Origin of the sequence: Rhodococcus gannanensis (genome assembly GCF_042681175.1) — a bacterium.
In the GTDB taxonomy this organism is placed as follows: domain Bacteria; phylum Actinomycetota; class Actinomycetes; order Mycobacteriales; family Mycobacteriaceae; genus Rhodococcus_G; species Rhodococcus_G gannanensis.
This window is the reverse complement of record NZ_JBHUFB010000022.1, coordinates 27,770-52,374: the sequence shown is the minus strand read 5'-3', so window position 1 is coordinate 52,374 and position 24,605 is coordinate 27,770. Positions and strand designations below refer to the sequence as shown.

At 69.8% G+C, this 24,605-nt stretch carries 21 protein-coding genes; 12 read left to right on the top strand and 9 right to left on the bottom strand.

What is annotated here, in order from left to right; translation table 11 throughout:
- Positions 1–3 precede the first annotated feature (3 nt).
- A complete protein-coding gene (locus tag ACFSJG_RS25675; RefSeq protein WP_378488348.1) occupies positions 4–1,380 on the top strand; it encodes a sensor histidine kinase in 1,377 nt (458 codons plus the stop codon).
- Between the two features lie 71 nt (positions 1,381–1,451).
- Here ACFSJG_RS25675 and ACFSJG_RS25670 read toward each other — a convergent pair whose 3' ends face one another.
- A complete protein-coding gene (locus ACFSJG_RS25670) occupies positions 1,452–2,048 on the bottom strand; it encodes an acyl-CoA-like ligand-binding transcription factor (RefSeq protein ID WP_378488079.1) in 597 nt (198 codons plus the stop codon).
- Positions 2,049–2,197: 149 nt separating this feature from the next.
- Between ACFSJG_RS25670 and ACFSJG_RS25665 the strand changes: the two genes are divergently transcribed.
- Both ACFSJG_RS25665 and ACFSJG_RS25660 read left to right on the top strand, forming a co-directional pair.
- Positions 2,198–3,025 carry a mycofactocin-coupled SDR family oxidoreductase gene (locus tag ACFSJG_RS25665; protein ID WP_378488078.1) on the top strand — a complete coding sequence of 276 codons (828 nt, stop codon included), beginning with the start codon at positions 2,198–2,200 and terminating at the stop codon, positions 3,023–3,025.
- A gap of 232 nt (positions 3,026–3,257) precedes the next feature.
- Complete coding sequence (locus ACFSJG_RS25660) at positions 3,258–4,163, top strand: poly(ethylene terephthalate) hydrolase family protein (protein ID WP_378488077.1); 906 nt, start codon at positions 3,258–3,260, stop codon at positions 4,161–4,163.
- Between the two features lie 75 nt (positions 4,164–4,238).
- Here the strand turns inward: ACFSJG_RS25660 and ACFSJG_RS25655 are convergent, their stop codons facing one another.
- The 4 genes from ACFSJG_RS25655 to ACFSJG_RS25640 all read right to left on the bottom strand — a co-directional run bounded on the left by ACFSJG_RS25655 (position 4,239) and on the right by ACFSJG_RS25640 (position 7,597).
- Positions 4,239–5,396, bottom strand: coding sequence for an oxidoreductase (locus ACFSJG_RS25655; protein WP_378488076.1), 1,158 nt, complete (start codon positions 5,394–5,396; stop codon positions 4,239–4,241).
- A 188-nt stretch (positions 5,397–5,584) separates the two neighbouring features.
- Entirely contained in the window at positions 5,585–6,010 is a 426-nt protein-coding gene (locus ACFSJG_RS25650) for an HIT family protein (RefSeq protein WP_378488075.1), read from the bottom strand.
- A 22-nt stretch (positions 6,011–6,032) separates the two neighbouring features.
- Positions 6,033–6,533 (bottom strand): hypothetical protein, encoded by a 501-nt coding sequence (locus ACFSJG_RS25645; protein WP_378488074.1) that lies wholly within the window; start codon positions 6,531–6,533, stop codon positions 6,033–6,035.
- Positions 6,530–7,597 (bottom strand): DNA polymerase III subunit beta family protein, encoded by a 1,068-nt coding sequence (locus ACFSJG_RS25640; protein ID WP_378488073.1) that lies wholly within the window; start codon positions 7,595–7,597, stop codon positions 6,530–6,532. Before ACFSJG_RS25640 ends, ACFSJG_RS25645 begins: the two co-directional genes overlap by 4 nt.
- Positions 7,598–7,700: 103 nt before the next feature.
- Between ACFSJG_RS25640 and ACFSJG_RS25635 the strand changes: the two genes are divergently transcribed.
- The 4 genes from ACFSJG_RS25635 to ACFSJG_RS25620 all read left to right on the top strand — a co-directional run bounded on the left by ACFSJG_RS25635 (position 7,701) and on the right by ACFSJG_RS25620 (position 14,411).
- Positions 7,701–8,942 (top strand): bifunctional glycosyltransferase family 2/GtrA family protein, encoded by a 1,242-nt coding sequence (locus tag ACFSJG_RS25635; RefSeq protein WP_378488072.1) that lies wholly within the window; start codon positions 7,701–7,703, stop codon positions 8,940–8,942.
- Positions 8,939–11,110 (top strand): ArnT family glycosyltransferase, encoded by a 2,172-nt coding sequence (locus tag ACFSJG_RS25630; protein WP_378488071.1) that lies wholly within the window; start codon positions 8,939–8,941, stop codon positions 11,108–11,110. Before ACFSJG_RS25635 ends, ACFSJG_RS25630 begins: the two co-directional genes overlap by 4 nt.
- 10 nt (positions 11,111–11,120) lie before the next feature.
- Positions 11,121–12,371 (top strand): phosphoribosylamine--glycine ligase, encoded by a 1,251-nt coding sequence (gene purD, locus ACFSJG_RS25625; RefSeq protein ID WP_378488070.1) that lies wholly within the window; start codon positions 11,121–11,123, stop codon positions 12,369–12,371.
- Between the two features lie 561 nt (positions 12,372–12,932).
- Complete coding sequence (locus ACFSJG_RS25620; protein WP_378488069.1) at positions 12,933–14,411, top strand: GMC oxidoreductase; 1,479 nt, start codon at positions 12,933–12,935, stop codon at positions 14,409–14,411.
- A 116-nt stretch (positions 14,412–14,527) separates the two neighbouring features.
- On the opposite strand, the gene ACFSJG_RS25615 is transcribed toward ACFSJG_RS25620, so the two are convergent.
- From ACFSJG_RS25615 to ACFSJG_RS25605, 3 genes are all read right to left on the bottom strand, one after another.
- A complete protein-coding gene (locus tag ACFSJG_RS25615; protein ID WP_378488068.1) occupies positions 14,528–15,364 on the bottom strand; it encodes an alpha/beta hydrolase in 837 nt (278 codons plus the stop codon).
- A 99-nt stretch (positions 15,365–15,463) separates the two neighbouring features.
- A complete protein-coding gene (locus tag ACFSJG_RS25610; RefSeq protein WP_378488067.1) occupies positions 15,464–16,216 on the bottom strand; it encodes a 3-hydroxybutyrate dehydrogenase in 753 nt (250 codons plus the stop codon).
- The gene (locus tag ACFSJG_RS25605) at positions 16,213–17,586 is read right to left on the bottom strand and encodes an MFS transporter (protein WP_378488066.1); all 1,374 of its coding nucleotides are present in this window, start codon (positions 17,584–17,586) and stop codon (positions 16,213–16,215) included. Before ACFSJG_RS25605 ends, ACFSJG_RS25610 begins: the two co-directional genes overlap by 4 nt.
- A gap of 112 nt (positions 17,587–17,698) precedes the next feature.
- Between ACFSJG_RS25605 and ACFSJG_RS25600 the strand changes: the two genes are divergently transcribed.
- From ACFSJG_RS25600 to purB, 4 genes are all read left to right on the top strand, one after another.
- Positions 17,699–18,631: a LysR family transcriptional regulator gene (locus ACFSJG_RS25600; protein WP_378488065.1), complete on the top strand. Its 933-nt coding sequence runs from the start codon at positions 17,699–17,701 to the stop codon at positions 18,629–18,631.
- Between the two features lie 173 nt (positions 18,632–18,804).
- Positions 18,805–19,998 carry a pyridoxal phosphate-dependent aminotransferase gene (locus ACFSJG_RS25595; RefSeq protein ID WP_378488064.1) on the top strand — a complete coding sequence of 398 codons (1,194 nt, stop codon included), beginning with the start codon at positions 18,805–18,807 and terminating at the stop codon, positions 19,996–19,998.
- Between the two features lie 68 nt (positions 19,999–20,066).
- Positions 20,067–20,678: a TetR/AcrR family transcriptional regulator gene (locus tag ACFSJG_RS25590; RefSeq protein ID WP_378488063.1), complete on the top strand. Its 612-nt coding sequence runs from the start codon at positions 20,067–20,069 to the stop codon at positions 20,676–20,678.
- 56 nt (positions 20,679–20,734) lie between these two features.
- Positions 20,735–22,156: an adenylosuccinate lyase gene (gene purB, locus ACFSJG_RS25585; protein ID WP_378488062.1), complete on the top strand. Its 1,422-nt coding sequence runs from the start codon at positions 20,735–20,737 to the stop codon at positions 22,154–22,156.
- A gap of 192 nt (positions 22,157–22,348) precedes the next feature.
- On the opposite strand, the gene ACFSJG_RS25580 is transcribed toward purB, so the two are convergent.
- Positions 22,349–22,768 carry a MarR family winged helix-turn-helix transcriptional regulator gene (locus tag ACFSJG_RS25580; RefSeq protein ID WP_378488061.1) on the bottom strand — a complete coding sequence of 140 codons (420 nt, stop codon included), beginning with the start codon at positions 22,766–22,768 and terminating at the stop codon, positions 22,349–22,351.
- Between the two features lie 89 nt (positions 22,769–22,857).
- On the opposite strand from ACFSJG_RS25580, the gene ACFSJG_RS25575 reads away from it, so the two are divergent.
- Positions 22,858–24,605: ABC transporter ATP-binding protein (locus tag ACFSJG_RS25575; RefSeq protein ID WP_378488060.1), on the top strand; the 1,748-nt coding region annotated here is incomplete at its 3' end.

The window sequence follows — 24,605 nt, the reverse complement described above, 5'->3', positions numbered from 1 at the left end:
CGGCTGCCGTTGCGGGTCACCCTCGTCGGGGCCCTGCTCGTGCTCGCGGCGTTGGGGCTGCTGGCGTCGGGGGTCGCGGTGACCTCCGCGATGGAGAACTCGCTCATCGCCCGGATCGACAGCTCGCTCCGCGATGCGTCGATGACCTGGGCGAAGCCGCGGCACTTCCCGCCGCAGGCGGCGATCGCCGAACCCGGACCGTCCCGGCCACCCAGCCCGTTCTACGTGCGCACCGTCGCCCCGGACGGCGAGGTCCGGATGGTCATCAACGACCAGGCACTCGAACCGGACCTCCCGGAGGATCCGGGGACCACACCGGTCACCGTCGGTTCCGTCGGCAACCCCGACCAGCGGTGGCGGACACTGACCACGACCACCCCCGACGGCACGGTCACCGTCGCGGTGCGTCTCAACGACGTCGACGCCACCGTGGAACGGCTCATCGGACTGCAGATCGGGATCGGCGTCGCAGTGTTGATCGCGCTCGGCGTCATCGGCTACTTCGTGGTCCGCCGCAGTCTCGCGCCCCTCGTCGAGGTCGAGCAGACGGCGGAAGCCATCGCGGAAGGCCGTCTGCACCAACGTATCCCGGAGCGGGACGAACGGACCGAGGTGGGCCGGCTCACCGTCGCGCTCAACGGCATGCTCGAGCAGATCCAGACCGCGTTCGCCGCCACGGAGGCGTCGGAGGAGTCGGCGCGCCGCTCCGAGGAGAAGATGCGGCGCTTCGTCGCCGACGCCAGCCACGAACTGCGCACCCCGCTCACCACGATCCGCGGATTCGCGGAGCTGTACCGGCAGGGTGCCGTACCGGACGCCTCTCAGGCGATGGGCCGCATCGAGGCGGAGGCGTCCCGGATGGGTCTGCTCGTCGAGGATCTGCTGATGCTCGCCCGACTCGACGCACAGCGTCCGCTGGCGAAGGCGCCGGTGGACCTGCTCGCGGTCGCGGCCGACGGGGTTCATGCCGCCCGCGCCATGGCACCGGACCGCCGGATCGATCTCGAGGTCCTCGACGGATCCGGCCGTACCGAGGTGATCGGCGACGACGCGCGACTGCGGCAGGTGCTCACCAACCTGATCGGCAACGCGCTCGGACACACCCCGGCCGACGCCGCGATCACCGTCCGCGTCGGCACCGTCGACGACCAGGTCCTGCTGGAGGTCGCGGACACCGGACCGGGCCTCGACGCGGAGGCGCGGGAGCGTGTGTTCGAGCGCTTCTACCGAGCCGACGCGTCACGGACCCGCGAGTCCGGCGGCAGCGGCCTCGGACTGTCGATCGTCGCCGCGCTCGTTGCCGCCCACGGCGGCACCGTCACCGTGGATTCGCCGGAGGGCGGGGGAGCGGTGTTCCGGGTGAGCCTTCCCCGCGAGTAGGCGCCTCCGGCACCTGTGCGCGAGTTTGGTAGCTCCCACTACCAAACTCGCGCACAGGGTGGTGGAGCCACTCAGCCCGCGGGCTCGGCGGGAAGGAGCAGGCGAAGCGCCTGTTCGAGGATCCCGGTCAGATCGGAACCGGGGTGCGCGACCCAGTACTCGTGCGCGGTGAGTGTCGCGGCGAGGGCGGCGTGCCCGACCGCGGTGGGGAACAGGGCGTCGACGGGCTGTCCGGTTCGGGCTCCGGCGTACTCGACGGCCGCGGCGCGCCACCGGGCGTGGCGCTGGAACGCCTGTGCCTGAACCGCGGGTTCCCGCAACACGAGTTGGGCGCGGTGCCTGGCCCACTCGACCTGATCGTCCGGGAAGGTCGCGAGGGCGTCGACCACGGCCCGCACGACGACGTCCTCGTACCGCTCGGTCGGCGCCCCGGCGGCGAGCCGTTCGCGGAGCAGCCCGATCTCGCCCTCCGACTCGACCCACAGGACGTCCGCCTTGGTCGGGAAGTACCGGAAGAAGGTGCGGCCGCTGATTCCGGCGGCGCGCGCGATGTCCTCGACGCTGGTCTGGTCGAACCCCTGCTCGACGAACAGGCGTTGCGCGACGGCGGCGAGCTCGTGCGCGCTCGTCGCCGCCGGTCGGCCTCCGCGGTCCGCTGTGTCTGTCACGGGTCCATGGTTCCAGGTCGCCGACGAACTGATGTCCCGCCCATTTCGTCGTGTCGGGGATTCCATTTTGTCATCGACTGTCATAACCTCGACGGTACGACGCAGCGCTGCTGAAGGTCGGCGCTGCATGTGCCGAAAGGTCTACTCTCATGGGTCAATTCGATGGCCAGGTCGTGTTCGTCACCGGTGCTGCGCGTGGGCAGGGGCGGAGTCACGCGGTGCGGCTGGCAGAGGAAGGCGCCGATGTCATCGCCGTCGACGTCTGTCGGCAGCTGGAGACGGTGCCCTACGCGATGGCGACACCCGACGACCTCGCCGAGACCGAACGCCAGGTCAAGGCGCTGGGTCGGCGAATCGTCACCCGCGAGGTCGACGTCCGGGACCTCGCGGCACTGAAGGACGCCGTCGACGCCGGTGTGGCGGAGCTGGGCCGGCTCGACATCGTGATCGCGAACGCCGGCATCTCGGTGCCCGCACCGACTCTCGAGATGTCCGAGGAGACGTGGTCGACGATAATCGACGTCAATCTCACCGGCGTGTGGAAGACGGTCACGGCCGCGGTGCCGCACATCGTCGCGGGTGGCCGCGGCGGCTCGGTGGTGATCACCAGTTCGCTGGCGGCCCTGAAGGCCAACGCGAACACCGCGCACTACTCGGCGGCGAAAGCGGGCCTCGTCGGATTCATGCGGGTCCTGGCCGTCGAGCTCGCGCCGCAGAAGATCCGGGTCAACACCATCCATCCCACCACGGTGGCCACGGACATGATCCTCAACGACGCGACCTACGAACTCTTCCGGCCCGACCTCGAGAAGGCCACCCGCGCCGACTTCGAGGAGGCTGCGCTCACCCTCAACGCGCTCCCGGTACCCGCCCTCGAATCGAGCGACATCACCAATGCCGTCCTGTACCTGGTCGGAGAGAGCGGCCGGTACGTCACCGGCACCACGCATGTCGTCGACGCCGGTGGGCAGCTCTGACAGCTCTCCGTCACTCCCCGTTCTCCCGTCGTCGATCCTCGGCCCGCCACGTCAGCCGGACCGGGAGCAACCTCGGTGTCCGTGGTGATTTTCCACGACCGGACGGGAGAGCGGGTCGTGGAACCCTCAGCAGGGTTTCGTGTCTGCGCCGCGGGGTCGTCTCTGCTCGGAATGTCCACGGCCACGACAGGAATCTGCTCCCCGCGGCGCTGGCTAAGGTGGGCGGGTGACGATGCGACGACCTCTGCTGCCCTCCGCTCGACAGGCCCGGACGCTGTTCCTCGCCGCGATGATCGCGATGCCGACGGCGGCGGTACTGTCCGCCCCGGCTGGCGCATCCGTACCCGCGGCAGCCCCCACGGCGCCCGCCGAACCGGACCGGCAACCCGTGGGGGAGCGATACGCGGACACCGGAATCCATGCGGTCACATCGGTTTCGGTGCCGGGGTACCAGCTGTTCCATCCCGCCGACATCACGACGAGCCCCGACCGGCACCCCGTGGTCACCTTCGGAAACGGAAGCTACGCGACGCACGAGCAGTACGAGGGGTTACTGCGTCACCTGGCCTCGTGGGGCTTCGTCGTCGTGGTCGCCGACAGCAGCGTCACCGGCGACGGGACCGAGATCCTGGCGGCGGCGCGCTACGTTCTGGCGCAGAACGACAACCCGGAGAGCATCTTTCACGATCGCATCGATGTCGAGCACGTCGGTGCCGTCGGGCATTCGCAGGGCGCCGGGGGAGCGATCAACGCCAGCACCGACTCGGGCGGGCTCGTCACCTCCACCGCCGTGCTCGATCTGCCCGATCCCTGGTGGTTCACCCGGCCCGTCGACGTGATCGACGTTGCTCGACTGACGGGGCCGGTGTTCTACCTGACCGGCGCCGAGGATCCGGTCTCGACGGCCGTCCCGCAGGCCGCCTATCACGCCGTGAGCCCGGTTCCGGCGGCCCGCGGCCGCCTGCTGGGGGTCGGCCACAACTGGCCATCCGACGGCGTGGGATTCCGCGGGTACCTCACCGCGTGGCTGCGCTTCACCCTGACCGCCGACGCCGACGCCGCGCGCGCCTTCGTCGGTCCGACGCCCGAGCTGCTCGCCGATCCGCGCTGGGACGGGACCGCAGTCAAGGGTTGGTGAGTGGGCGCCTCCGCCACCTGTGCGCACTTTTGGTAGTGGGGACTACCTAAAGTGCGCACAGGCGGCGCAGCCGCGTTACGTGAGGACGGCCTCGTGCCTGCGACGGTCGAACTCGGGCAACGGGCCACGCTGCCGCAGAGTCTCCGCGATCCGGGGGTCCGCCAGGTGCAGGCGTCCGATGCCGGCGAGATCGAATTCGTCTGCACCCATGCGGCGTTCGAGCTCGGCGATGTTGTCCACGGACTCGACTGTCGGGCCCGCCAGTCGCCCGTCCCGCAGAGACTTTCCGAGTCCGACGCTGCCGACGGCCATCGAGATCGCGCCCGTCGTCTTCTTCGCCCAGCCCGCCAGCGACAGGTCACTGCCGTCGAAGGCCGGGGCGTCGAAACGGCGTGAGCTGGCGTCGAGCACGTCCACTCCGGCATCGACCAGCGCACCGAGGACGATCCCCAGCTCCTCCGGTGTCTCGGCGGTCCGGGCCGTGTAGTTCTGCTGCTTGTGCTGCGAGAACCGGTACAGGATCGGCATCTCGTCACCGATCGCCTCCCGGATGGCACGGACCACAGCCACGGGGAATGCGGTGCGGCGCAGCAGGTCTCCACCCCAGTCGTCGTCGCGGCGGTTCGTCGACGACCACAGGAATGCGTCGAGCAGGTAGCCGTGGCCACCGTGGATCGCGATCGCGTCGAAACCGAGGTCGGCGGCGGTGCGGGCGGCGTCCGCGAACGCCTCGATCACGGCCGCGATGTCGGACTCGGTCATTGCCGCGGTGGGTGTGACCGACCGGTCGACGTACTCCTGGGGATATGACGTCACGCCCGGCTCGCCCCACAGTCCGGACGGTCGCATCGGTGCGACGTCGTCGACACGGCGCATCGCGCCGAACAGCGGACCGACGTGCCACAGCTGAGGCGCGATCCGCCCGCCCGCCTCGTGCACGGCGTCGACGACGCGCCGCCATCCGTCGCGAGCGATCGGGTCGTGCAGGTTCGGCACGTCCGGGTGGTCCATCGCGCTCGGCAGGTCGATACCGACACCCTCGGTGACGATCAGACCGGTGCCGCCCGCCGCGCGTCGCCGGTAGTACTGCGCGACCGCCTCCGTCGGGACGCCGCCCGGCGACGCGGTCCGCGTCATCGGGGTCATCACGATCCGGTTGGGCAGTTCCAGGCCGCGGATGCGCAGGGGGCGGTACAGGGGTGAATCGACAGCGGGTGAATCGGGCGCAGTCACGGGGCGATCACAACTCCTCGGGGTCGGACAAGGAGTCCAACTCAATCCGAGTACCCGACGCCCCGCACTCCGGTTCCCGCTCGCCGGGACACACCCGCCGTCGGCATGAACGGTTCCGTTCACTCGATCAGACCGAGTGAACGGAACCGTTCATGCGACGAACAGGGGTGTGACGGCGTTGGGGGAGGTCAGTCGGGGACGTTGGCGCCGTGGCCGAGGTCGCGGAGCGCGGCCTTGATGGTCGACTGGGCCTCGTCGAGGGACTCCGGGGACGGGCTCGGATCGGCGCCGGAGATGTTGAAGTCGCCCAGGCTGTACGCCGGGAACACGTGCAGGTGCAGGTGCGGCACCTCCAGGCCGGCGATCAGCAGGCCGGCGCGGGGGGCGTCGAAACCCTTCCGGACGGCCTGGCCGACGATCTGCGCGACCTTGGAGACCTTCGCGAACACCTCGCCGTCGAGGTCCTGCCACTGGTCGATCTCGGCCCGGGGAACCACGAGGGTGTGTCCCTTGGTGATCGGGTTGATGGTCAGGAAGGCGACGACGTCGTCGTCCTCCCAGACGAAACGGCCCGGCAGGTCGCCGGCGATGATCATGCTGAACACGGATGCCATGGCTGCGATTATGCGCCGCCGGTCACATCGTCGGTGCGGTCGGGCGAACCTCGGTCGACTGCGCCTCGACCGCCTCGCCGACCTCGACGAGCGCGCGGCGCAGCATCGCGCCGTAGTCGTCGTCCGGCAGGGCGTCCACCCGCGCCCGCCCGGCCTCGACGTGCTCGCGGGCCGCGTCGAACGACCCGAGGCGGCGCAGGTTGTCGGCGATGTTCAGGTGCAGCGACGGGTAGAAGCCCGCGACCTGCAGGGACGCGTGGTGGTCCTGCGCGCGTGCGTCCGTCAGGGCCGCTGCCGCGTCGAGCGCGCGTATGTCCCAGATCAACGCCTGCGCGGCGTCCGGGTACAGGTCGGCCAGGTAATGGCCGAGGGTGCAGCGGTGCAGCGCGTCGCCGGTGGGGGTGATCTCCTCCCACAGCGCGAGCAGTCGGGTCCGGGCGCCGGCAGTGTCGCCCTGCCGTCCCGCGGTGACGGCCTCGATGATCGCGGCCATCGTCGTGTCGGGTGCTGCCGTGTCGGTCATGTGGGTGCTCCTTCGTGGCGGACGGGCATGACGAGGGTGGTCAGGTCGCCGTCGTCGGCAGACCGGACGATCACCGGCTGGTCGGGGGTCGCGACGTCGAGCATCACGTCGGGGCCCGCCGTGCTGGTGATGGCTGGGTACAGGGTCGTCACCTCGAACGCGACCGTGACGGCGTCGCCGTGCGCGGACGACGGGACCTCGACCACCGGCATGCCGATTCCGGACACCCGCAGCGAATTCGGTGTCACGGTCAGCAGGAGGCGGTCGCCGGCGACGCCGGACATGGCGTCCACCAACGCGTTCCGAGCGGCGATGACGCGGGTGCGGACCGGGGACAGTGCGGCGAACACCGCGCGGTGGTCGGGGAACGGTTCGGGCAGCAGCCGGCACACGCGGGAGTCCGAACCTCCGACGGCGGTCAGTCCCCGGGCGTCGACCCGCAGCTCGACCACCGGTTGGCGCCGTATCCAGCCCAGCGTGAGGCGTAGGTCGTCGCCGTCGACGGTGCCCGCCCATGCGGCGCCCGGCCGGGTCGGCGCGACGGTCCGGGTCGAGAGCCGGTAACGGTCGGTGGCCGTCAGTACGAGGCCGTCCTCGGACGACTCGACCCGCACACCGGTCAGTGCCGGGTGCTCCGTGTCGTGCGCGGTCGCGGCAAGCACCTGTTCGACGGCCGCCGCGAAACCGGGACCGCGGACCATGGCGACGGGGACGGATCCGCCGGGTCGGCCGAGCGCTTCCAGGATCGCCGTCGCGGTCTCACGGGCCTGCCCTGCCCGCAATGTGAGGTGGTCGACGTGCTCGTCGAGCAGTGCGGACACCCTGGCGGGGGCGGCATCGAGGATCTCGACGATCCGGTCGAGCGGCACGTCGATCTCGCGGAGCCGGCGCAGCGTCACCGCCCGGTCGAGCTGGGTGGGTGAGTAGTACCGGTAGCCGGTCGTGTCGTCGATGGCAGCGGGAACGAGCACGCCGGAGTCCGCGTAGAAGCGCAGCGCACTCGGGGTGATGCCCGTCGAGCGGGCGAACACGCCGATCGTCATCAGGTCGTCGAGTGGGGCCACCCGATCATGATCCGGCTTCAACCGACTCGAAGGTCAATCGCTCACAGGAAACTCGCAGGCAGGGCGGAGCGACGGCGCAGGTTCCGCCACGACAGTTGCTGGCATGACGAAGTCACTGGTTCGCCACGACCCCGACGCGGTCACGGCGCCCATCCGCACGGTGACGCTCGACGTGGTCGTACCGGTGTACAACGAGGAACGCGACCTCGACGGTTGCGTGCGGCGACTGCACCGGCACCTCGCCGAGTCGATCCCGTACCCGAGCCGGATCACCGTCGCCGACAACGCCAGCACCGACGGCACCCTCGCCGTCGCGACGCGGCTGGCCGCCGAGTTCCCGAACGTCCGCGTCGTCCACCTCGACGAGAAGGGGCGCGGGCGGGCGCTGCGCACGGTGTGGAGCACCTCGGACGCCGCCGTCGTCGCCTACATGGACGTGGACCTCTCGACGGACCTGAACGCGCTGCTGCCGCTGGTGGCTCCGCTGGTGTCCGGCCACTCCGACCTGGCGATCGGCTCCCGCCTGTCCCGGTCGTCGCGGGTGGTGCGCGGCCCGAAGCGGGAGATCATCTCCCGCTGCTACAACCTGATCCTGCGCGGCGCGTTGCAGGCCCGATTCTCCGACGCGCAGTGCGGGTTCAAGGCGATGCGCACCGACGTCGCCCGGAAGCTGCTGCCGCTGGTGGAGGACACCGGCTGGTTCTTCGACACCGAACTGCTGGTGCTCGCGGAGCGGGTGGGTCTGCGCATCCACGAGGTGCCCGTCGACTGGGTGGACGACCCGGACAGCACGGTCGACATCGTCGCCACGGCCGTTGCCGACCTCAAGGGTGTGGTCCGGGTGGGCCGCGCCCTCGCGACCGGAACGCTGCCCGTCGCGGACCTGCGCGCTGCCCTCGGCCGCGAACCACTCGTCGAAGGGGTGCCGCACGGCATGATCGGGCAGTTGCTGCGCTTCGGGTTGATCGGTGTCGCGTCGACGGCCGCGTACATGGTCATCTACCTCATGTTGCACGCCGTCCTCGGCGCGCAGGCCGCGAACTTCGTAGCCCTGTTGATCACCGCAGTGCTCAACACCGCCGCGAACCGGGCCTTCACGTTCGGTGTCCGCGGCGGGGCGGGCGCGGTCCGGCATCAGGTGCAAGGGCTGGCCGTGTTCGGCTTCGGACTGCTGCTCACCAGCGGTTCGCTGTTCCTGCTGCACCGATTCGTTCCCGACGCCTCGAAGCACGTCGAACTCGTCGTGCTCGTCGTCGCCAATCTCGTTGCCACCGTGACTCGTTTCGTCGCACTGCGGTGGGTTTTCCGTCACCGCACGACCCAGAACCAGGGAGCTCTCCAGTGACCACCTCCGTCATCGATCACGAACCCGTGGTCCCCGAAGCGCCGCAGCCCCGGCAGCGCCCACGGTGGGAGCCGTGGGCGCTGGCCGCACTGCTGATCGGCACCGCCGCCGCGTACCTCTGGAACCTGAACTCGTCCGGGTGGGCGAACTCCTTCTATTCCGCTGCGGTACAAGCCGGTTCGGAGTCGTGGAAGGCGTTCTTCTTCGGCTCCTCCGACGCCGCGAACTCGATCACCGTCGACAAGCCGCCCGCCTCGCTGTGGGTGATGGCGCTGTCCGTGCGGGCGTTCGGCCTCAACTCGTGGGCGATCCTGGTGCCGCAGGTGCTGATGGGTGTCGGCTCGGTGGCCCTGCTGTGGGCCACGGTGCGCCGTCACTTCGGTGCCTCCGCCGGCCTGCTCGCCGGTCTCGTTCTCGCGGTGACACCGGTCGCGGCGTTGATGTTCCGGTTCAACAACCCGGACGCCCTGCTGGTGCTGCTGATGCTGGCCGCGGCGTGGGCGCTGCTGCGCGCGATCGAGGACGGCCGCACCCGCTGGCTGGTGCTGACCGGCGTGTTCGTCGGCTTCGGATTCCTCACCAAGCAACTTCAGGTGATGCTGGTCGTTCCCCCACTCGCGCTCACCTACCTGCTGTTCGGTCCGCCGAAGCTGGGCAAGCGGATCGCGCAGCTGTTCGCCGCGCTCGGCGCGATGATCGTGTCCGCCGGCTGGTGGCTGCTCGCCGTGGAGCTGTGGCCCGCGGACTCGCGCCCGTGGATCGGCGGCTCGCAGGACAACTCCATCCTCGAACTGACGCTGGGATACAACGGTCTCGGCCGGCTCAACGGCAACGAGGTCGGCAGTGTCACACCCGGTGGTGGCCGCAACGCGGCCGACGCCGCGGGTTACGCGATGGGCGGCGGTATGCCTGCCGGTGGTCCGGGTGGCGGCATGTGGGGCGAGACCGGCATCGGCCGGATGTTCGACGCCGCGCAGGGCGGCCAGATCGCATGGCTGCTACCCGCGGCCCTGATCCTCGCCGTCGCCGGAATCGTGCTGTCCGGAAAGGCCGTTCGCACGGACGGCAAGCGCGCCACCTTCGTCCTGTTCGGTACCTGGCTGGCGACGACCACACTGGTGTTCAGCTTCATGGCCGGCATCTTTCACTCGTACTACACCGTGGCGATGGCCCCGATGATCGGTGCGCTCGTCGGCGCGGGCGCGGTCACCGTGTGGCGGCACCGTGACCGGCTGTGGGTGCGGATCGTGTCGGCCGCGACGATGGCGCTCACCGCGGTGTGGGCGTGGGAGCTGCTCGGCCGCAGCGCCGACTTCGTCCCGTGGCTGCGCTGGGTGATCCTCGTCGTCGGCGTGCTCGCCGCGGTCGGGCTGCTGCTGCCGCGATTGACGGGCGCACTCGCCGCCGTCACCGCCACCGCTGCCGTCCTCGCGGCGCTGGCGGGTCCGACCGCGTACGCCGTCGACACCATCGCGACCCCGCATGCCGGCTCGATCGTCACGGCCGGACCGAACACCGGCGGCATGGGCTTCGGTGGCCGGGGCGGTCCGGGTGATGGACGCGGCTTCGGGCAGCGCGACGGCGGCAGCATGCCGCAGATGCAGGGTGGCATGGGGCAGGTTCCGAACGGGATGCCGCAGATGCCGGGTGGCACGGGGCAGATTCCCGGGGGTACGCCGCAGATGCAGGGTGGCATGGGCCAGATGCCCGGAGGTGCGGGGCAGATGCCGGGCGGCACGGGTCAGGTGCCGGGTGGCATGGAGGTCGGCGCGATGGGCGGCGGTGCCGGTGGCCTGCTCAACGGCAGCACCCCGAGCGACGAGCTGACGGCGCTGCTGTCCGAGGACGCCGACCGCTACACCTGGGTCGCTGCCGCGATCGGCTCGAACAGCGCATCCGGCTACCAGCTCGCAACCGAACGTCCGGTCATGCCGATCGGCGGGTTCAACGGCAGCGATCCGTCGCCGACCCTCGAGCAGTTCCAGCAGTACGTCGCGGCCGGCGAGATCCATTACTTCATCGCCGGTGGCGGCATGGGTGGCGGCCGGGGCGGTAGCGGAACGGCGTCGGAAATCTCGCAGTGGGTGACGGAGAACTTCACGTCGACCACTGTCGACGGGGTCACGCTGTACGACCTGACGTCGCCCACCGGCCAGGTCGGAACGTAGTCTGAGACCCGTGCGCGTACTCGTCGTCGGCTCCGGAGCCCGTGAACATGCCCTTCTGCTCGCCCTCTCCCGCGACCCGGGAGTGACCGCGCTCGTCGCGGCCCCCGGTAATGCGGGAACCGCGAAGATCGCCGAGCAGCACCCGGTGGACGCCGCGTCCGGTGACGCCGTCGTCGCGCTGGCCCGTGAGGTAGCCGCGGACCTCGTGGTCGTCGGACCCGAGGTGCCGCTGGTCGCCGGCGTCGCGGACGCACTCCGTGCCGCAGGCATCGCGTGCTTCGGCCCCTCCGCCGACGCCGCCCGCATCGAGGGCTCCAAGGCGTTCGCGAAGGACGTCATGGCCGCCGCCGGTGTGCGGACCGCGCACAGCGAGGTCGTCGACAACCCGGCCAAGCTGGACGCGGCCATCGACAGGTTCGGCCCGAACTGGGTGGTCAAGGACGACGGACTCGCCGCGGGCAAGGGCGTCGTGGTCACCACCGACCGGGCGGAGGCCCGTGCGCACGCCGCCGAGATCCTCGAGCACGGGCACCCGGTGCTGCTCGAATCGTTCCTCGACGGTCCCGAGGTCTCGCTGTTCTGCCTCGTCGACGGGGAGACGGTGGTGCCACTGCTGCCCGCGCAGGACCACAAGCGGGTCGGCGACGGAGACACCGGACCGAACACCGGCGGCATGGGCGCCTACACCCCGCTGCCGTGGCTGCCCGCCGAGACGGTCACCGCGATCGTCGAGGACGTCGTCAAGCCCGTCGCGGCCGAGATGGTGAAGCGGGGCAGCGGCTTCTCGGGTCTGTTGTACGCGGGGCTGGCGATCGGCAAGGACGGCCCGGCCGTCGTCGAGTTCAACTGCCGCTTCGGTGACCCGGAGACGCAGGCCGTGCTCGCGCTGCTGGAGTCGCCGCTGGGTGCGGCACTGAACGCGACCGCCACCGGCACGCTGGCCGACCTGCCGCCGCTGCAGTGGCGCGACGGCGCCGCCGTCACGGTCGTCCTCGCCGCGGAGAACTACCCCGGCACCCCGCGGACCGGAGACAAGATCACCGGTGCCGAGGCCGACGGGGTGCTGCACGCCGGTACCGCGATCAAGGACGGTGTCGTCGTGTCGGCAGGCGGGCGGGTGCTCAGCGTCGTCGGCACCGGTGCCGACCTCGCGGGTGCTCGCGCGGACGCATACGCCAAGCTCGACGCGGTCAAGCTCCCGGGTGGACACTTCCGCACCGACATCGGCCTCGCCGCCGAAGAGGGTCGCATCAGCATCTGATCGAGCACGTCGCGCCCGTGGGTTCCGCGGTCCACTTGTGGACCCGGAATACTCACGGGCGCAGTGCTGTTCGGAGTTAGCGAGCGGTGCGCTCGACGGATGTTTCCCCTGTACCCGACCCGTGGGTGTTCGTAACCGGAGTCGCCGACGGCGTGGTGCGACTGCGCTACCGCCGACTGTCCCCGTCAGCCGGGTGGGTCTCGGGACGGTCCGATGCCACCGGCGTGGTGCGGGACGAGGACCCTACCGTCGAACCCGATTGACGAGCAGTGGTTTTCGAACTATCACCATCAATTGTTCCGTGTATCGAAATTACTCGACGGTTTCGGGTGATCTGTCCGGTCCGGTTCGGTATAACCAGTCAGTCAAATCCGCTTGTGACCGAAAGAGGTTCCATTGAGCGAGTTCCGGACATCCCCCAGCGGCGCGATCTCCTCCGCCCGGCTGAATCGTCGAAGATTTCTGGCGGCAACAGGTTTCGCGGTCGGTGCCGCCGCACTCTCGTCCTCCTGGGTCAGTGCTGCCGCATCCCCTCGCCGCGCGCTGAACACCGGTGACCGGGTGCCCGCCCTGATTATCGGCTCCGGGTACGGCGGAGCAGTCACCGCGCTCCGACTCGCCCAGGCCGGTATCGACTGCCACATCGTCGAGATGGGGCGCGACTGGACCACCCCGGGCTCCGACGGCAGGATCTTCACCCAGACTGCCTCGCCCGATCAGCGTGGCTTCTGGCTGAGGGATCGGACGAAGCAGCCGGTGTCGCACTTCCTCGGCGTCTCGATCGACAGGAACATCTCCAAGTACACCGGCATCCTCGACGCCGAGAACATGGGTGCGATCCACGTCTACCAGGGTCGCGGCGTCGGCGGCGGATCGCTGGTCAACGGTGGTATGGCCGTCACCCCGAAGCGGTCCTGGTTCGAGCAGATCCTGCCGTCCGTGGACGCGAACGAGATGTACAACACCTTCTACCCGCGCGCGAACGCGACGCTCGGTGTGAACAACATCGATCCGGCCTGGTTCGATTCCACTGAGTGGTACCAGTTCTCGCGGGTCGGGCGCAAGGTCGCGCAGCGTTCCGGCTTCGCGACGACGTTCGTGCCCAACGTCTACGACTTCAACTACATGAAGCAGGAGGCCGCGGGCACCGTCACGAAGTCCGCCCTCGCCGGCGAGGTCATCTTCGGCAATCACCACGGCAAGAAGTCGCTGCCCGTCACGTACCTCGGTCAGGCCGCCGCGACCGGCAAGGTCACCATCAGCCCGCTGCACCGAGTCACCAAGGTCGCGCCCGCGGCGGGCTCCGGCTACACGGTGGACATCGAGCAGATCAACGAAACCGGCGGCGTCGTCGCCACCAAGAGTGTCACCGCGGACAAGGTGTTCTTCGCGGCGGGTTCCGTCGGCACCAGCAAGCTCCTGGTCTCGATGAAGGCGCAGGGCCACCTGCCGAACCTGGCCGGCGCGGTCGGCCAGGAATGGGGCACCAACGGCAACGTCATGGTGGCCCGCGCGAATCACGCCTGGGACACCACCGGCAAGAACCAGTCGTCCATCCCGACCATGGGCATCGACGCCTGGGACACCAACGGGGTGTTCGCCGAGATCGCGCCGTTCCCTGCGGGCGCCGAGCTGTGGGTCAGCCTCTACCTGGCGATCACCAAGAACCCGGAACGCGCCTCGTTCCAGTACAACTCGAGCACCGGGGGCGTCGGGCTGTCGTGGAACCAGGCCCAGGCCCAGAAGTCCATCGACCTCGCCAAGGTCGTGTTCGACAAGATCAACAAGAAAGAGGTCACGGTCTACCGGTCCGACATGTTCGGCAGCAACAAGGTGTGGAACGAGGGCCTGACCTACCACCCGCTCGGTGGTGCGGTGCTGAACAAGGCCACCGACAACTTCGGCCGCCTGCACGGATACCCCGGCCTGTACGTGATGGACGGTGCACTCGTGCCCGGCAACGTCGGCGTCAACCCGTTCGTGACGATCACCGCTCTCGCCGAGCGCAACATCGCGAGCATCATCGCCTCCGACCTCTGACGTCGGACGCGTGGTGTGAGGGCCGGCGCACCGTCGCCCTCACACCACGCGGTTCACCGCGCGCCGACCTGGGACGCAGGTTGCCCAGGTCGGGTCGGTGAACGCGCCCCCGGTAGCTACCGCGCGGCGTCGATCCGGTCGGACAGCGCCGCCACCGCGCTCGCCACGCCGGCGCCGAACATGACGTCGTCGTTGTGCCCGATGCCCTCCAGTACGACGAGCTCGACGGAACCACGGGCGGCCTCCGCGACGGCGACGCTCTCCGCGGGCGGCACGATGTCGTCCGCTGTTCCGTACACCACGGTCGTCGGGCGGTCGACACGGGAAACCGCGTCCGCGACCGCGAACCGGTCGCGGAGGAGGAAGCCGACCGGCAACCCGAAGAACATGCGCCGCGCCATCGAGCCCAGGTCGGTGAACGGCGACCGGAGCAGCAGTCCTGCCGGAGGATGCTCGAGCGCCAGGTCACTCACCACCGCGGTGCCCAGGCTCTCCCCGAGATAGATCAGTCGAGACGGCGGTACACCCTTGTCCTGCAGCAGGAATCGATGTGCGGCACGAGCATCGAGTGCGAGTCCCGCCGACGTGGGGGTGCCCGGATTTCCGCCGTAACCGCGGTAGTCGAACAGCAGGACGGCAAACCCTTCGGCAGCGAGTGCCGCCGCGAGCGAGGCGCGCCCCTCACGGTTGCCGCCGTTCCCGTTCGCGACGAGCACCGTGACGTCGCGGGGTGCCGCGGTCGGCGGGACGTACCACCCGCCGAGTTCGAGGCCGTCTGTCGTCGCCAGTCGGACGTCCTGGGCGCCGGGGAACAGACTCGCCGCCGGAGGAACCGGGGAGGCGTCGGGGAAGTAGATCAGCCGACGTTGGAACCCCCACGCGGCGAACGCGAGGACGCACAGGAGGACGAGCAACGTCACCAGGACGCGCATCAGGACCGGCACCGACGGCATCACCACTCCAGTGTGACGCCCCTTGGCAGGTTGAACGGGGTTCATGCCCGGACCGCGGAAGTCGGACCGCACACGAACCCCGTTCGATGCCGGGGTGAGTCAGCGTGCGGTCCAGCCGCCGTCCATCGCGTAGGACGCGCCGGTGACCATCGCGGCGCCGGGGGAGGCCAGCCAGGCGACCAACTCCCCGACCTCCTCCGGCTCGACGAGCCGCTTGATCGCGCTCTCCGTCAGCATCACCTTCTCGACCACCTCGGCCTCGCTGATGCCGTGCACCCTCGCCTGATCGGCGATCTGCGCGTGCACCAGCGGGGTCGAGACGTAGCCGGGGCTGACGCAGTTGCTCGTCACGCCGTGCGGTCCGCCCTCCAGTGCCGTCACCTTCGACAGACCCTCGAGCGCGTGCTTCGCGGTGACGTAGGCCGACTTGAACGGCGACGCGATCGACCCGTGCACCGACGACACGTTGAGGATCCGTCCGAAGCCGCCCGCGTACATGTGCGGGAGCGCGGCCCGGATCAGCAGGAACGGAGCCTCGACCATCAACGTCTGGATGCGCCGGAAGTCGGCGGGCCGGAAGTCCTCGATCGCGCTGATCGTCTGGACCCCCGCGTTGTTGACAAGGATGTCGGTGTCCAGCGCCAGGTTCTCCAGGGCCTCGGTGTCGAGAAGGTCGACGTGCCAGGCGGATCCGTCGATCTCGTCGGCGAGCGACTTGGCGGCGACGTCGTCGACGTCGGCGACCGTGACGTGCGCGCCGCGGGCGGCGAGAGCGCGGGCGGATGCCGCCCCGATGCCGCCTGCCCCGCCCGTGACCAGCGCTCGTCGTCCGGTGAGAGTCTGTTCGGTCATGCCGGGACCGCGCTCTTCTCGTCGGCGAGGGTCCGCGCGTCGGCGGCGTCGATCGACTCCAGCGCGAGGCCTTTGGTCTCGCGGGCGAAGAACACCGCGACCACGGTGACCAGGCAGGCGGCGGCCAGGTAGATCGCGATCGGCCACGCGGAGTCGTACCGGCTGAGCAGGCTGGTCGCGATGATCGGCGCGAGCGACCCGGCGACGATCGACGTCACCTGATATCCCAGGGACACACCGGAGTAGCGCATCCGGGTGGGGAACATCTCCGCCATGATCGCGGGCTGCCCGGCGTACATGAACGCGTGGAACACGAGGCCGATGATGATCGCCCCGAGGATGACGGCGTTGTGGCCGCTGTTCATCATCGGGAACGCGAAGAAGCCCCAGGTGCCCGCGGTGACCGCGCCGATCATGTAGACGGGTCGGCGTCCGATGGTGTCGGACAGCCTTCCGACCAGGGGGATCACCGCGAAGTGCACGGCGTGCGCGGCGAGCATCCACCACAGGATCGTCGCGGTGTCCGTCTTGACGACGACCTTCAGGTAGGTGATGGAGAAGGTGACGACGAGGTAGTACATGACGTTCTCGCCGAACCGTAGGCCCATCGCGGTGAGCACGCCGCGCGGGTACCGCTTGACGACCTCGAAGACACTGAACGACGTCGCCTTCACCTGCTCGGCTTCCTTCTGCGCCTGGATGAAGATCGGGGCGTCGGTGACCTTGGTGCGGATGTAGTAGCCGACCAGGACGATGACGGCGGAGAGCCAGAACGCGACTCGCCAGCCCCAGCTCAGGAACGCGGCGTCGGGGAGGGTCGTGGTGAGGATCAGCAGGACGACGGTGGCGGCGAGGTTGCCCGCCGGGACGCCCGCCTGCGGCCAGGACGCCCAGAATCCGCGGGAGCGGTTGGGGCTGTGCTCGGCGACGAGGAGGACCGCGCCGCCCCACTCGCCTCCGACGGCGAAGCCCTGGACGAAGCGCAGGGTGACCAGCAGCGCGGGAGCCCAGTAGCCGATGGCGTCGAAGGTGGGCAGGCAGCCCATCAGGAAGGTGGCCGCGCCGACGAGGACGAGGCTGAACTGCAGCAGTTGCTTGCGGCCGAACTTGTCGCCGAAGTGGCCGAAGACGATGCCGCCGAGTGGGCGGGCGACGAAGCCGACGGCGTAGGTGACGAATGCCGCGATGATCGCGTCGAGTTCGTTGCCGCCCGCGGGAAAGAAGACCTTGCTGAACACCAGCGTCGCCGCGGTGCCGTAGAGGAAGAACTCGTACCACTCGACGACGGTGCCCGCCATCGAGGCGCCGACCACCTTCTTCAGTCCGGAAGGCGGGTTGTCCTCGACCCGCGTCGTTTCGTCGACACTCATGCGAACTCCTCATGTGACCGGTGACACATCTCTATTGTCCTGCCGAGTATCGATGCATGTTTCTGCGCTCACAATGACGCAAGTTGCAGCCCAAGTGTGCAAATATGCAGACATGTCTTCCGGACCGCCCGTACCCAGCGCAGACGATCTCCTCGTGCTCCTCGCCGTCGCGCGAACCGGACGGTTCACCACCGCGGGCGACGACCTCGGGGTCAACCACACCACCATCTCCCGCCGCATCGCGTCCCTGGAGAAGAGCCTCGGCGGCAGGGTGCTTGCCAAGGCGGCCGGCGGCTGGGAACTGACGGACCTCGGCAGGCAGGCGCTGGCTGCGGCCGAACGCGTCGAGGCCGCCGTCCAGGGGCTGGCCTCGGACCACTCCGGCGACCGCCTCAAGGGTGTCGTCCGGCTCTCCGCCACCGACGGGTTCAGCGCGTACATCGCCGCCCCCGCCGGCGCGCTCATCCGCCGACGGCACCCCGACGTCTCGGTGGAGATCGTCGCCGTGACCCGGCGCGCGTCCCAGCAGCGATCCGGCCTCGACATCGAGATCGTCGTCGGGAAACCGGAGGTCCACCGCGCCGAGGCGATGTGGCTGGCCGACTACACCCTCGGCCTGTACGCATCCCGCGGCTACCTCGCCGAGCACGGTGAACCCGAGACCGTGCACGACCTCGCCGACCACTCGCTCGTGTACTTCGTCGACTCCATGCTGCAGGTCGACGAACTGGACCTCGCACGCAGACTCACCCTCTCGATGCGCGAGTCCGTCACCGCCACCAACGTCTTCGTGCACGTCGAGGCGACCCGGGCCGCCGCGGGCATCGGCCTGCTGCCCGCGTTCATGGCCGACCGGCACGACGACCTGGTGCGAGTGCTGCCGGGCAAGGTCGAGGCGAACCTCGCCTACTGGCTGGTGACCCGTCCCGAGGGGTTGCGACGTCCGGAGGTCGCCGCCGTCATCGGGGCGCTCCGCGAAACCGTCGACGCCAACCGTGTCTCGCTCGGCGGGGGAGTGGCGCGGCGCTCGGCTCGGGCGCGTTAGGGCGTTTCTCCTGATCCCTCTCGGATGCCCCTGACGGATCGATCGTCGTCCGGCAAGGCGGAGGAGAAGCAGATACCGGGGTTGTATCTGCGCCGACGACAACGCAGCAGGGCGGCGATCGAACGGCAGGGGCGCCGACCAGGGGATTGGGAGATATGCCCTACCGTCGAGTCGTGCGCGCAGATTCCAGGCGGTCCCGAGTTCCCACCTTCCACGTCATGGACGTGTGGAAGGCCGCGACGGAACGGGCCCGCACCCACGGCGACGTCCTCACCCTCGCAGCCGGACAGCCGTCGACGCCCGCGCCCGCGCCGGTGCTGCGCGCGGCCCGCGAGGTGATCGACGGGCACGTCCTCGGCTACACCGAGACCCTCGGCATCACGGAACTGCGGGAGGCGATCGCGGACTACCACTCGCGGAAGTCGGGGATCGACGTCGACCCGGAGAACGTCGTCGTCACCACCGGCTCGTCGGGCGCCTTCACACTGCTGTTCCTCGCTGCCTTCGACGCGGGCGACACCGTCGTCGTCGCGCGGCCCGGGTACCCGGCCTACCGGAACACCCTCGCCGCGCTCGGGTGCCGTGTCGTCGAGCTCGACTGCGGCCCGCAGACCCGATACCAGCCGACCGTCGCGATGCTCGAGGAATTACCCGAGCCGCCCGCCGGCCTGATCGTCGCCAGCCCCGCCAACCCGACCGGCACCGTCATCGACCCCGCCGAGCTGGCCGCTCTCGCACGGTGGTGCGACGACCACGGCACGCTGCTGATCTCCGACGAGATCTACCACGGGATCGAATTCGGCACCCCCGGCCTCGCCGTGGACGCCGGTGGCACCGAGCCCACGTCCAGCGCCTGGGAGACGTCGCGCGAGTCCGTCGTCATCGGGTCGGTGTCGAAGTACTTCTCCATGACCGGATGGCGGCTCGGGTGGGCGCTCGTGCCCGACGCGATGGTCCCCGTCATCCAGCGGCTGGCGTCGAACATGACCGTCTGCCCGCCCGCGATCTCGCAGTATGCGGCGGTCGCGGCGTTCACCGAGGAGTCGATCGAGGAACTCGACGGGCACGTGCGGCGCTACGCCGTCAACCGCGACCTCCTGCTCGCCGAACTGCCGCGGCTCGGCATCACCGAGCTCGCCCCGGCCGACGGCGCCTTCTACGTGTACGCCGGGATCGGGCACCTGACCGACGACTCCACGTCGTGGTGCGCGGACCTGCTGCGGGAGACCGGTGTCGCCCTCGCGCCTGGAATCGACTTCGACACCGTGCACGGCGACCGCACCCTGCGGATGTCGTTCGCCGGCAGCACCGCCGACGTCGAGGAGGCGCTCGAACGCATGGCCCGCAGCGACGCGCTGCGACGCTGACGGCATCGACACGAACACGAATTCGCAATTTCGGCTCAGGTTTTCACCGTCGCTGCAAAGATGACGCCGTGTGTGCAGCCGCGACTCCCAAGGGTGAGCGTCGACGGCTGGCCATTGCCGACGCGGCGGCGGATCTGCTGCTCGAAGGTGGCTTCGAGGCGGTCCGGCACCGCGCCGTCGCCGCCCGGGCAGCGGTGCCCCTGGCGTCGACCACCTACTACTTCGCCTCCCTCGAGGACCTGACCGCGGCCGCCGTGGAACGTGCCGGGCAGCGGGAACTCGACGTCATGCACGCCCGCATCGACGAGGCGCCCGAGGGGGAGTGCGACGTCGAAGAGACGGTCGAACTGATCGTCGACATGCTGATCGGGGTGTTCGAGGAGGACGCCGCCGGGCACGACCAACTCGTCAACCGGTACGAGCGGTCCGTCGCGGTCGCCCGGCATCCGGAGATGCGGGACGTGCAGCAGCGGTTGCGCGCCGAGCAGGACGCGCTGATCGTCACGGCGCTCCACCGGTCGGGCCGCGAAGTCGAGCCGGAGGGGCTGCGGCGGCTGGTGTACGTCGTCGACGGCGCGGTCGTCGGGGCCCTCGGCGAAGTCGACCCGGACCCGAAGACCCTCGCCCGGGAGATGCTGCTGCAGGTGATCGACCTGGTGGCTCCCCCGATGAGCGCCTGACCACACCCCGACCGCTGGTCCGGCGGCAGTTCTGCCTGGCCGTAGACTGGATGCCCGTGAGCCGCATCCCGAACGTCCTTGCCACCCGCTACGCCAGCCCCGAGCTGAAGGCGCTGTGGTCGCCCGAGTACAAGATCGTCCTCGAACGTCAGCTGTGGCTGGCGGTTCTGCGGGCGCAGGCCGAGCTCGGGATCGACGTTCCGGCCGCGGCTCTCGCCGACTACGAGCGGGTCGTCGAGAACGTCGACCTCGACTCCATCGCCGACCGTGAGCGGGTCACCCGGCACGACGTGAAGGCGCGCATCGAGGAGTTCAACGCGCTCGCCGGGCACGAGCACGTCCACAAGGGCATGACGAGCCGCGACCTCACCGAGAACGTCGAACAGCTGCAGATCCTCCGCTCGCTCGAGCACGTGCACGCCCACGGCGTCGCGGTCGCCGCACGGCTCGGCGAGAAGGCCGCCGAGTACGGCTCCCTCGTGATGGCAGGCCGCTCGCACAACGTCGCCGCGCAGGCCACCACCCTCGGCAAGCGTTTCGCGTCGGCCGCCGACGAACTGCTCGTCGCGCTGACCCGGCTGAGGGAGCTGATCGACCGCTACCCGCTGCGCGGAGTCAAGGGTCCGATGGGCACCTCGCAGGACATGCTCGACCTGCTCGGCGGTGACGCCGACAAGCTCGACACCCTGGAGCGGAAGGTCGCCCAGCACCTCGGTTTCGCGCACGTGCTGACCAGCGTCGGCCAGGTGTACCCGCGCTCGCTCGACCACGACGTCCTGTCCGCGCTGGTGCAGGTCGGCGCGGGACCGTCGTCGTTCGCGCACACCATCCGGCTGATGGCCGGGCACGAGCTGGTCACCGAGGGCTTCCAGCCCGGCCAGGTCGGGTCGTCGGCGATGCCGCACAAGATGAACACCCGGTCCTGCGAGCGCGTCAACGGCCTGCAGGTCGTGCTGCGCGGATACGCGTCGATGGCCGCCGAGCTGGCCGGCGCCCAGTGGAACGAGGGCGACGTGTTCTGCTCCGTCGTCCGCCGCGTCGCGCTGCCCGACGCGTTCTTCGCGATCGACGGCCAGATCGAGACGTTCCTGACGGTCCTCGACGAGTTCGGTGCCTACCCGGCCGTCATCGAGAAGGAACTGACCCGCTACCTGCCGTTCCTGGCCACCACCAAGGTGCTCATGGCCGCGGTCCGCGCCGGCGTCGGCCGCGAGACCGCGCACGAGGCGATCAAGGAGCACGCCGTCGCCGTCGCCCTCGCGATGCGTGAGCAGGGCAAGGAGCCCGACCTGCTCGACCGCCTCGCCGCCGACGACCGGCTGCCGCTCGACCGCGCCGCCCTCGACGCCGCGCTGGCCGACAAGTCTGCGTTCATCGGCGCCGCCGAGGCGCAGGTCGCGGCCGTCGTCGCGCAGGTCGAGAAGTTGGTCGAGGCGTACCCCGACGCCGCTGCCTACGCCCCGTCCCCGATCCTCTAGGTCATCCAGCCCCAGCCCCCAGGCAGCCGGGCCCACCCACTCCTGGCTGAACGTGGCGTTCGTTCGGTTCAACGAGATGAACGGCGCTTTCAGCCAGGTGGGTGTGTCGGCTGAAGGTGGCGTTCGTTCGGTCTGTCGAGATGAACGGCGCTTTCAGCCGGTGGGGCGTCGAGTCGGGGCTGGGGTGGCGGGTCAGCGCAGCTTGCCGAGGATGCGGCGCAGTTCGGTTCGGTCCTCGTCGGTCAACGCCGCGAAGTAGTCGTCGGCGTCGGCCTCCCGCGCCTGTTCCAGGTTCCGGATCGTGCGCGCACCCTCCGCGGTCAGTCGTACGCACGTGGCTCGCCGGTCCGCGGCGTCCGGGATCCGTTCGACGAGCCCGCGGTCCTGAAGCCTGTCGACGACCTCGGTCGCAGAGCGGGGCGCGATGCGCAGCGCCTTCGCGACGTCGCCGAGTCGGGGGGTGCCATCGTCCCCGTGTCCGATGACGTGCAGCGCCCGGTACTCGTGCGGAGTCAGCTGCCACGGCTGCAGGGCGTCCACCCAGCGTCGGCGCAGTCCGCGGGCGGTCGACATCACGAGGTCCCTGAGGGTGTCGGGACGGTCGGCGGTCATGGTGATTCACCCTACAGCTACTTGACGGCTGCCTCATTGTGAGGGAACCTCAATAAGTCTAACCCCGACACTTCGAGAGGGGTGGTGCAATGACTAGCCCCCCATTCGGCGGACCCGGACCGGGCCGCCCCGCGAAGATCGACCCCGCCGACCGCGCCCAGCTCGCCGAGCAGCCGGTCAGCCTGCGCCGTATCGGCGCGCTCTTCGCCCCCTATCGCACGCAGGTCGCCGTCGTCGTCGCGCTGATCGTCGTGTCCTCACTCATCACCCTCGCCAACCCGTTCCTCGTCCGGGCCGTCATCGACCACGCGATCCCGGACCAGAACGTCCCGCTGCTGGTGTGGTCGGTTGTCGGCATGCTCGCCGTGACCGTCGCCGGCTCGGCGCTCGGCGTCGTCCAGACGTGGATCTCCACCACTGTCGGGCAACGCGTCATGCACGGACTGCGCACGCAGGTGTTCGCGCACCTGCAGCGACAGTCCCTCGGGTTCTTCACCCGCACCCGCGGCGGCGAGGTGCAGTCCCGGCTCACCAACGACATCGGCGGCATGCAGACCGTCGTCACCTCCACCGCGACATCGGTCGCCGCGAACGTCACCACCGTCGTCGGCACCGCGGTCGCGATGGGAGTCCTCAGCTGGCGACTGTCGCTGCTGTCGCTGATCGTGCTGCCGCCCGCGATCTGGCTGACGCGCCGCGTCGCGCGGATGCGCCGCGAGATCACCGCCCAGCGCCAGCGGACCCTCGCCGACATGCAGACGCAGATCGAGGAGTCGTTGTCCGTCAGCGGAATTCAGCTCGGCAAAACACTCGGCGCCGGGCCTGCGATGTCGCAGCGGTTCGCCGACACCTCGTCGCTGCTGTCCGACCTGGAGGTGCGCTCGCAGCTGTCGGGCCGGTGGCGCATGGCCACCATGAACATCGTGTTCGCCGCGATCCCCGCGCTGCTGTACCTGGTCGCGGGACTGCCCGCGACGTCGGGCGGCATGTCCATCGGCACCCTCGTCGCGTTCACCGGACTGCAGGGCGCGCTGTTCCGCCCGATGATGAGCCTGCTCGACGTCGGTGTCTCGGTCACCGCCTCGCTCGCCCTGTTCAGCCGCATCTTCGAGTACCTCGACCTGCCCGTCGACATCGACGATCCCGAGCATCCGGTGCCGATGCCGCGCGAGAAGGTGGCGGGCACGGTCCGGTTCGACGACGTGGTGTTCCGCTATCCCGGGTCGCACCGCGACGCCGTCGACCACGTCAGCGTCACCGCGCCGGCGGGTACCTCACTGGCTCTGGTCGGCGAAACGGGTTCCGGGAAGACCACTCTCGCGTCGATGGTCGCCCGGCTGCACGATCCCACATCAGGTCGGGTCAGCATCGACGGCGTCGACCTGCGGGACATGACGCTCGCCGACTTGTCCGGGCTCGTCGGGGTGGTGTCGCAGGAAACCTATCTGCTGCACAACACGATTCGCGAGAACCTCCGCTACGCCCGTCCGGACGCCACCGACGCGCAGATCGAGGACGCGGCCCGTGCCGCGCAGGTGCACGACCTGATCGTGTCGCTGCCCGACGGCTACGACACCGTCGTCGGCGCCCGCGGGCATCGGTTCTCCGGTGGCGAGAAGCAGCGCATCGCGATCGCCCGGACGCTGTTGCGGGACCCCAGGATCCTCGTCCTCGACGAGGCGACCAGCGCCCTCGACAACGACACCGAGGCCGCCCTCCAGCGCGCACTCGACGCCGTCAGCCGGGGCCGAACCACCATCACCATCGCGCACCGGCTGTCGACGATCCGCCATGCGGACCGGATCGTCGTCCTGGACGACGGTCGCGTCGTGGAGTC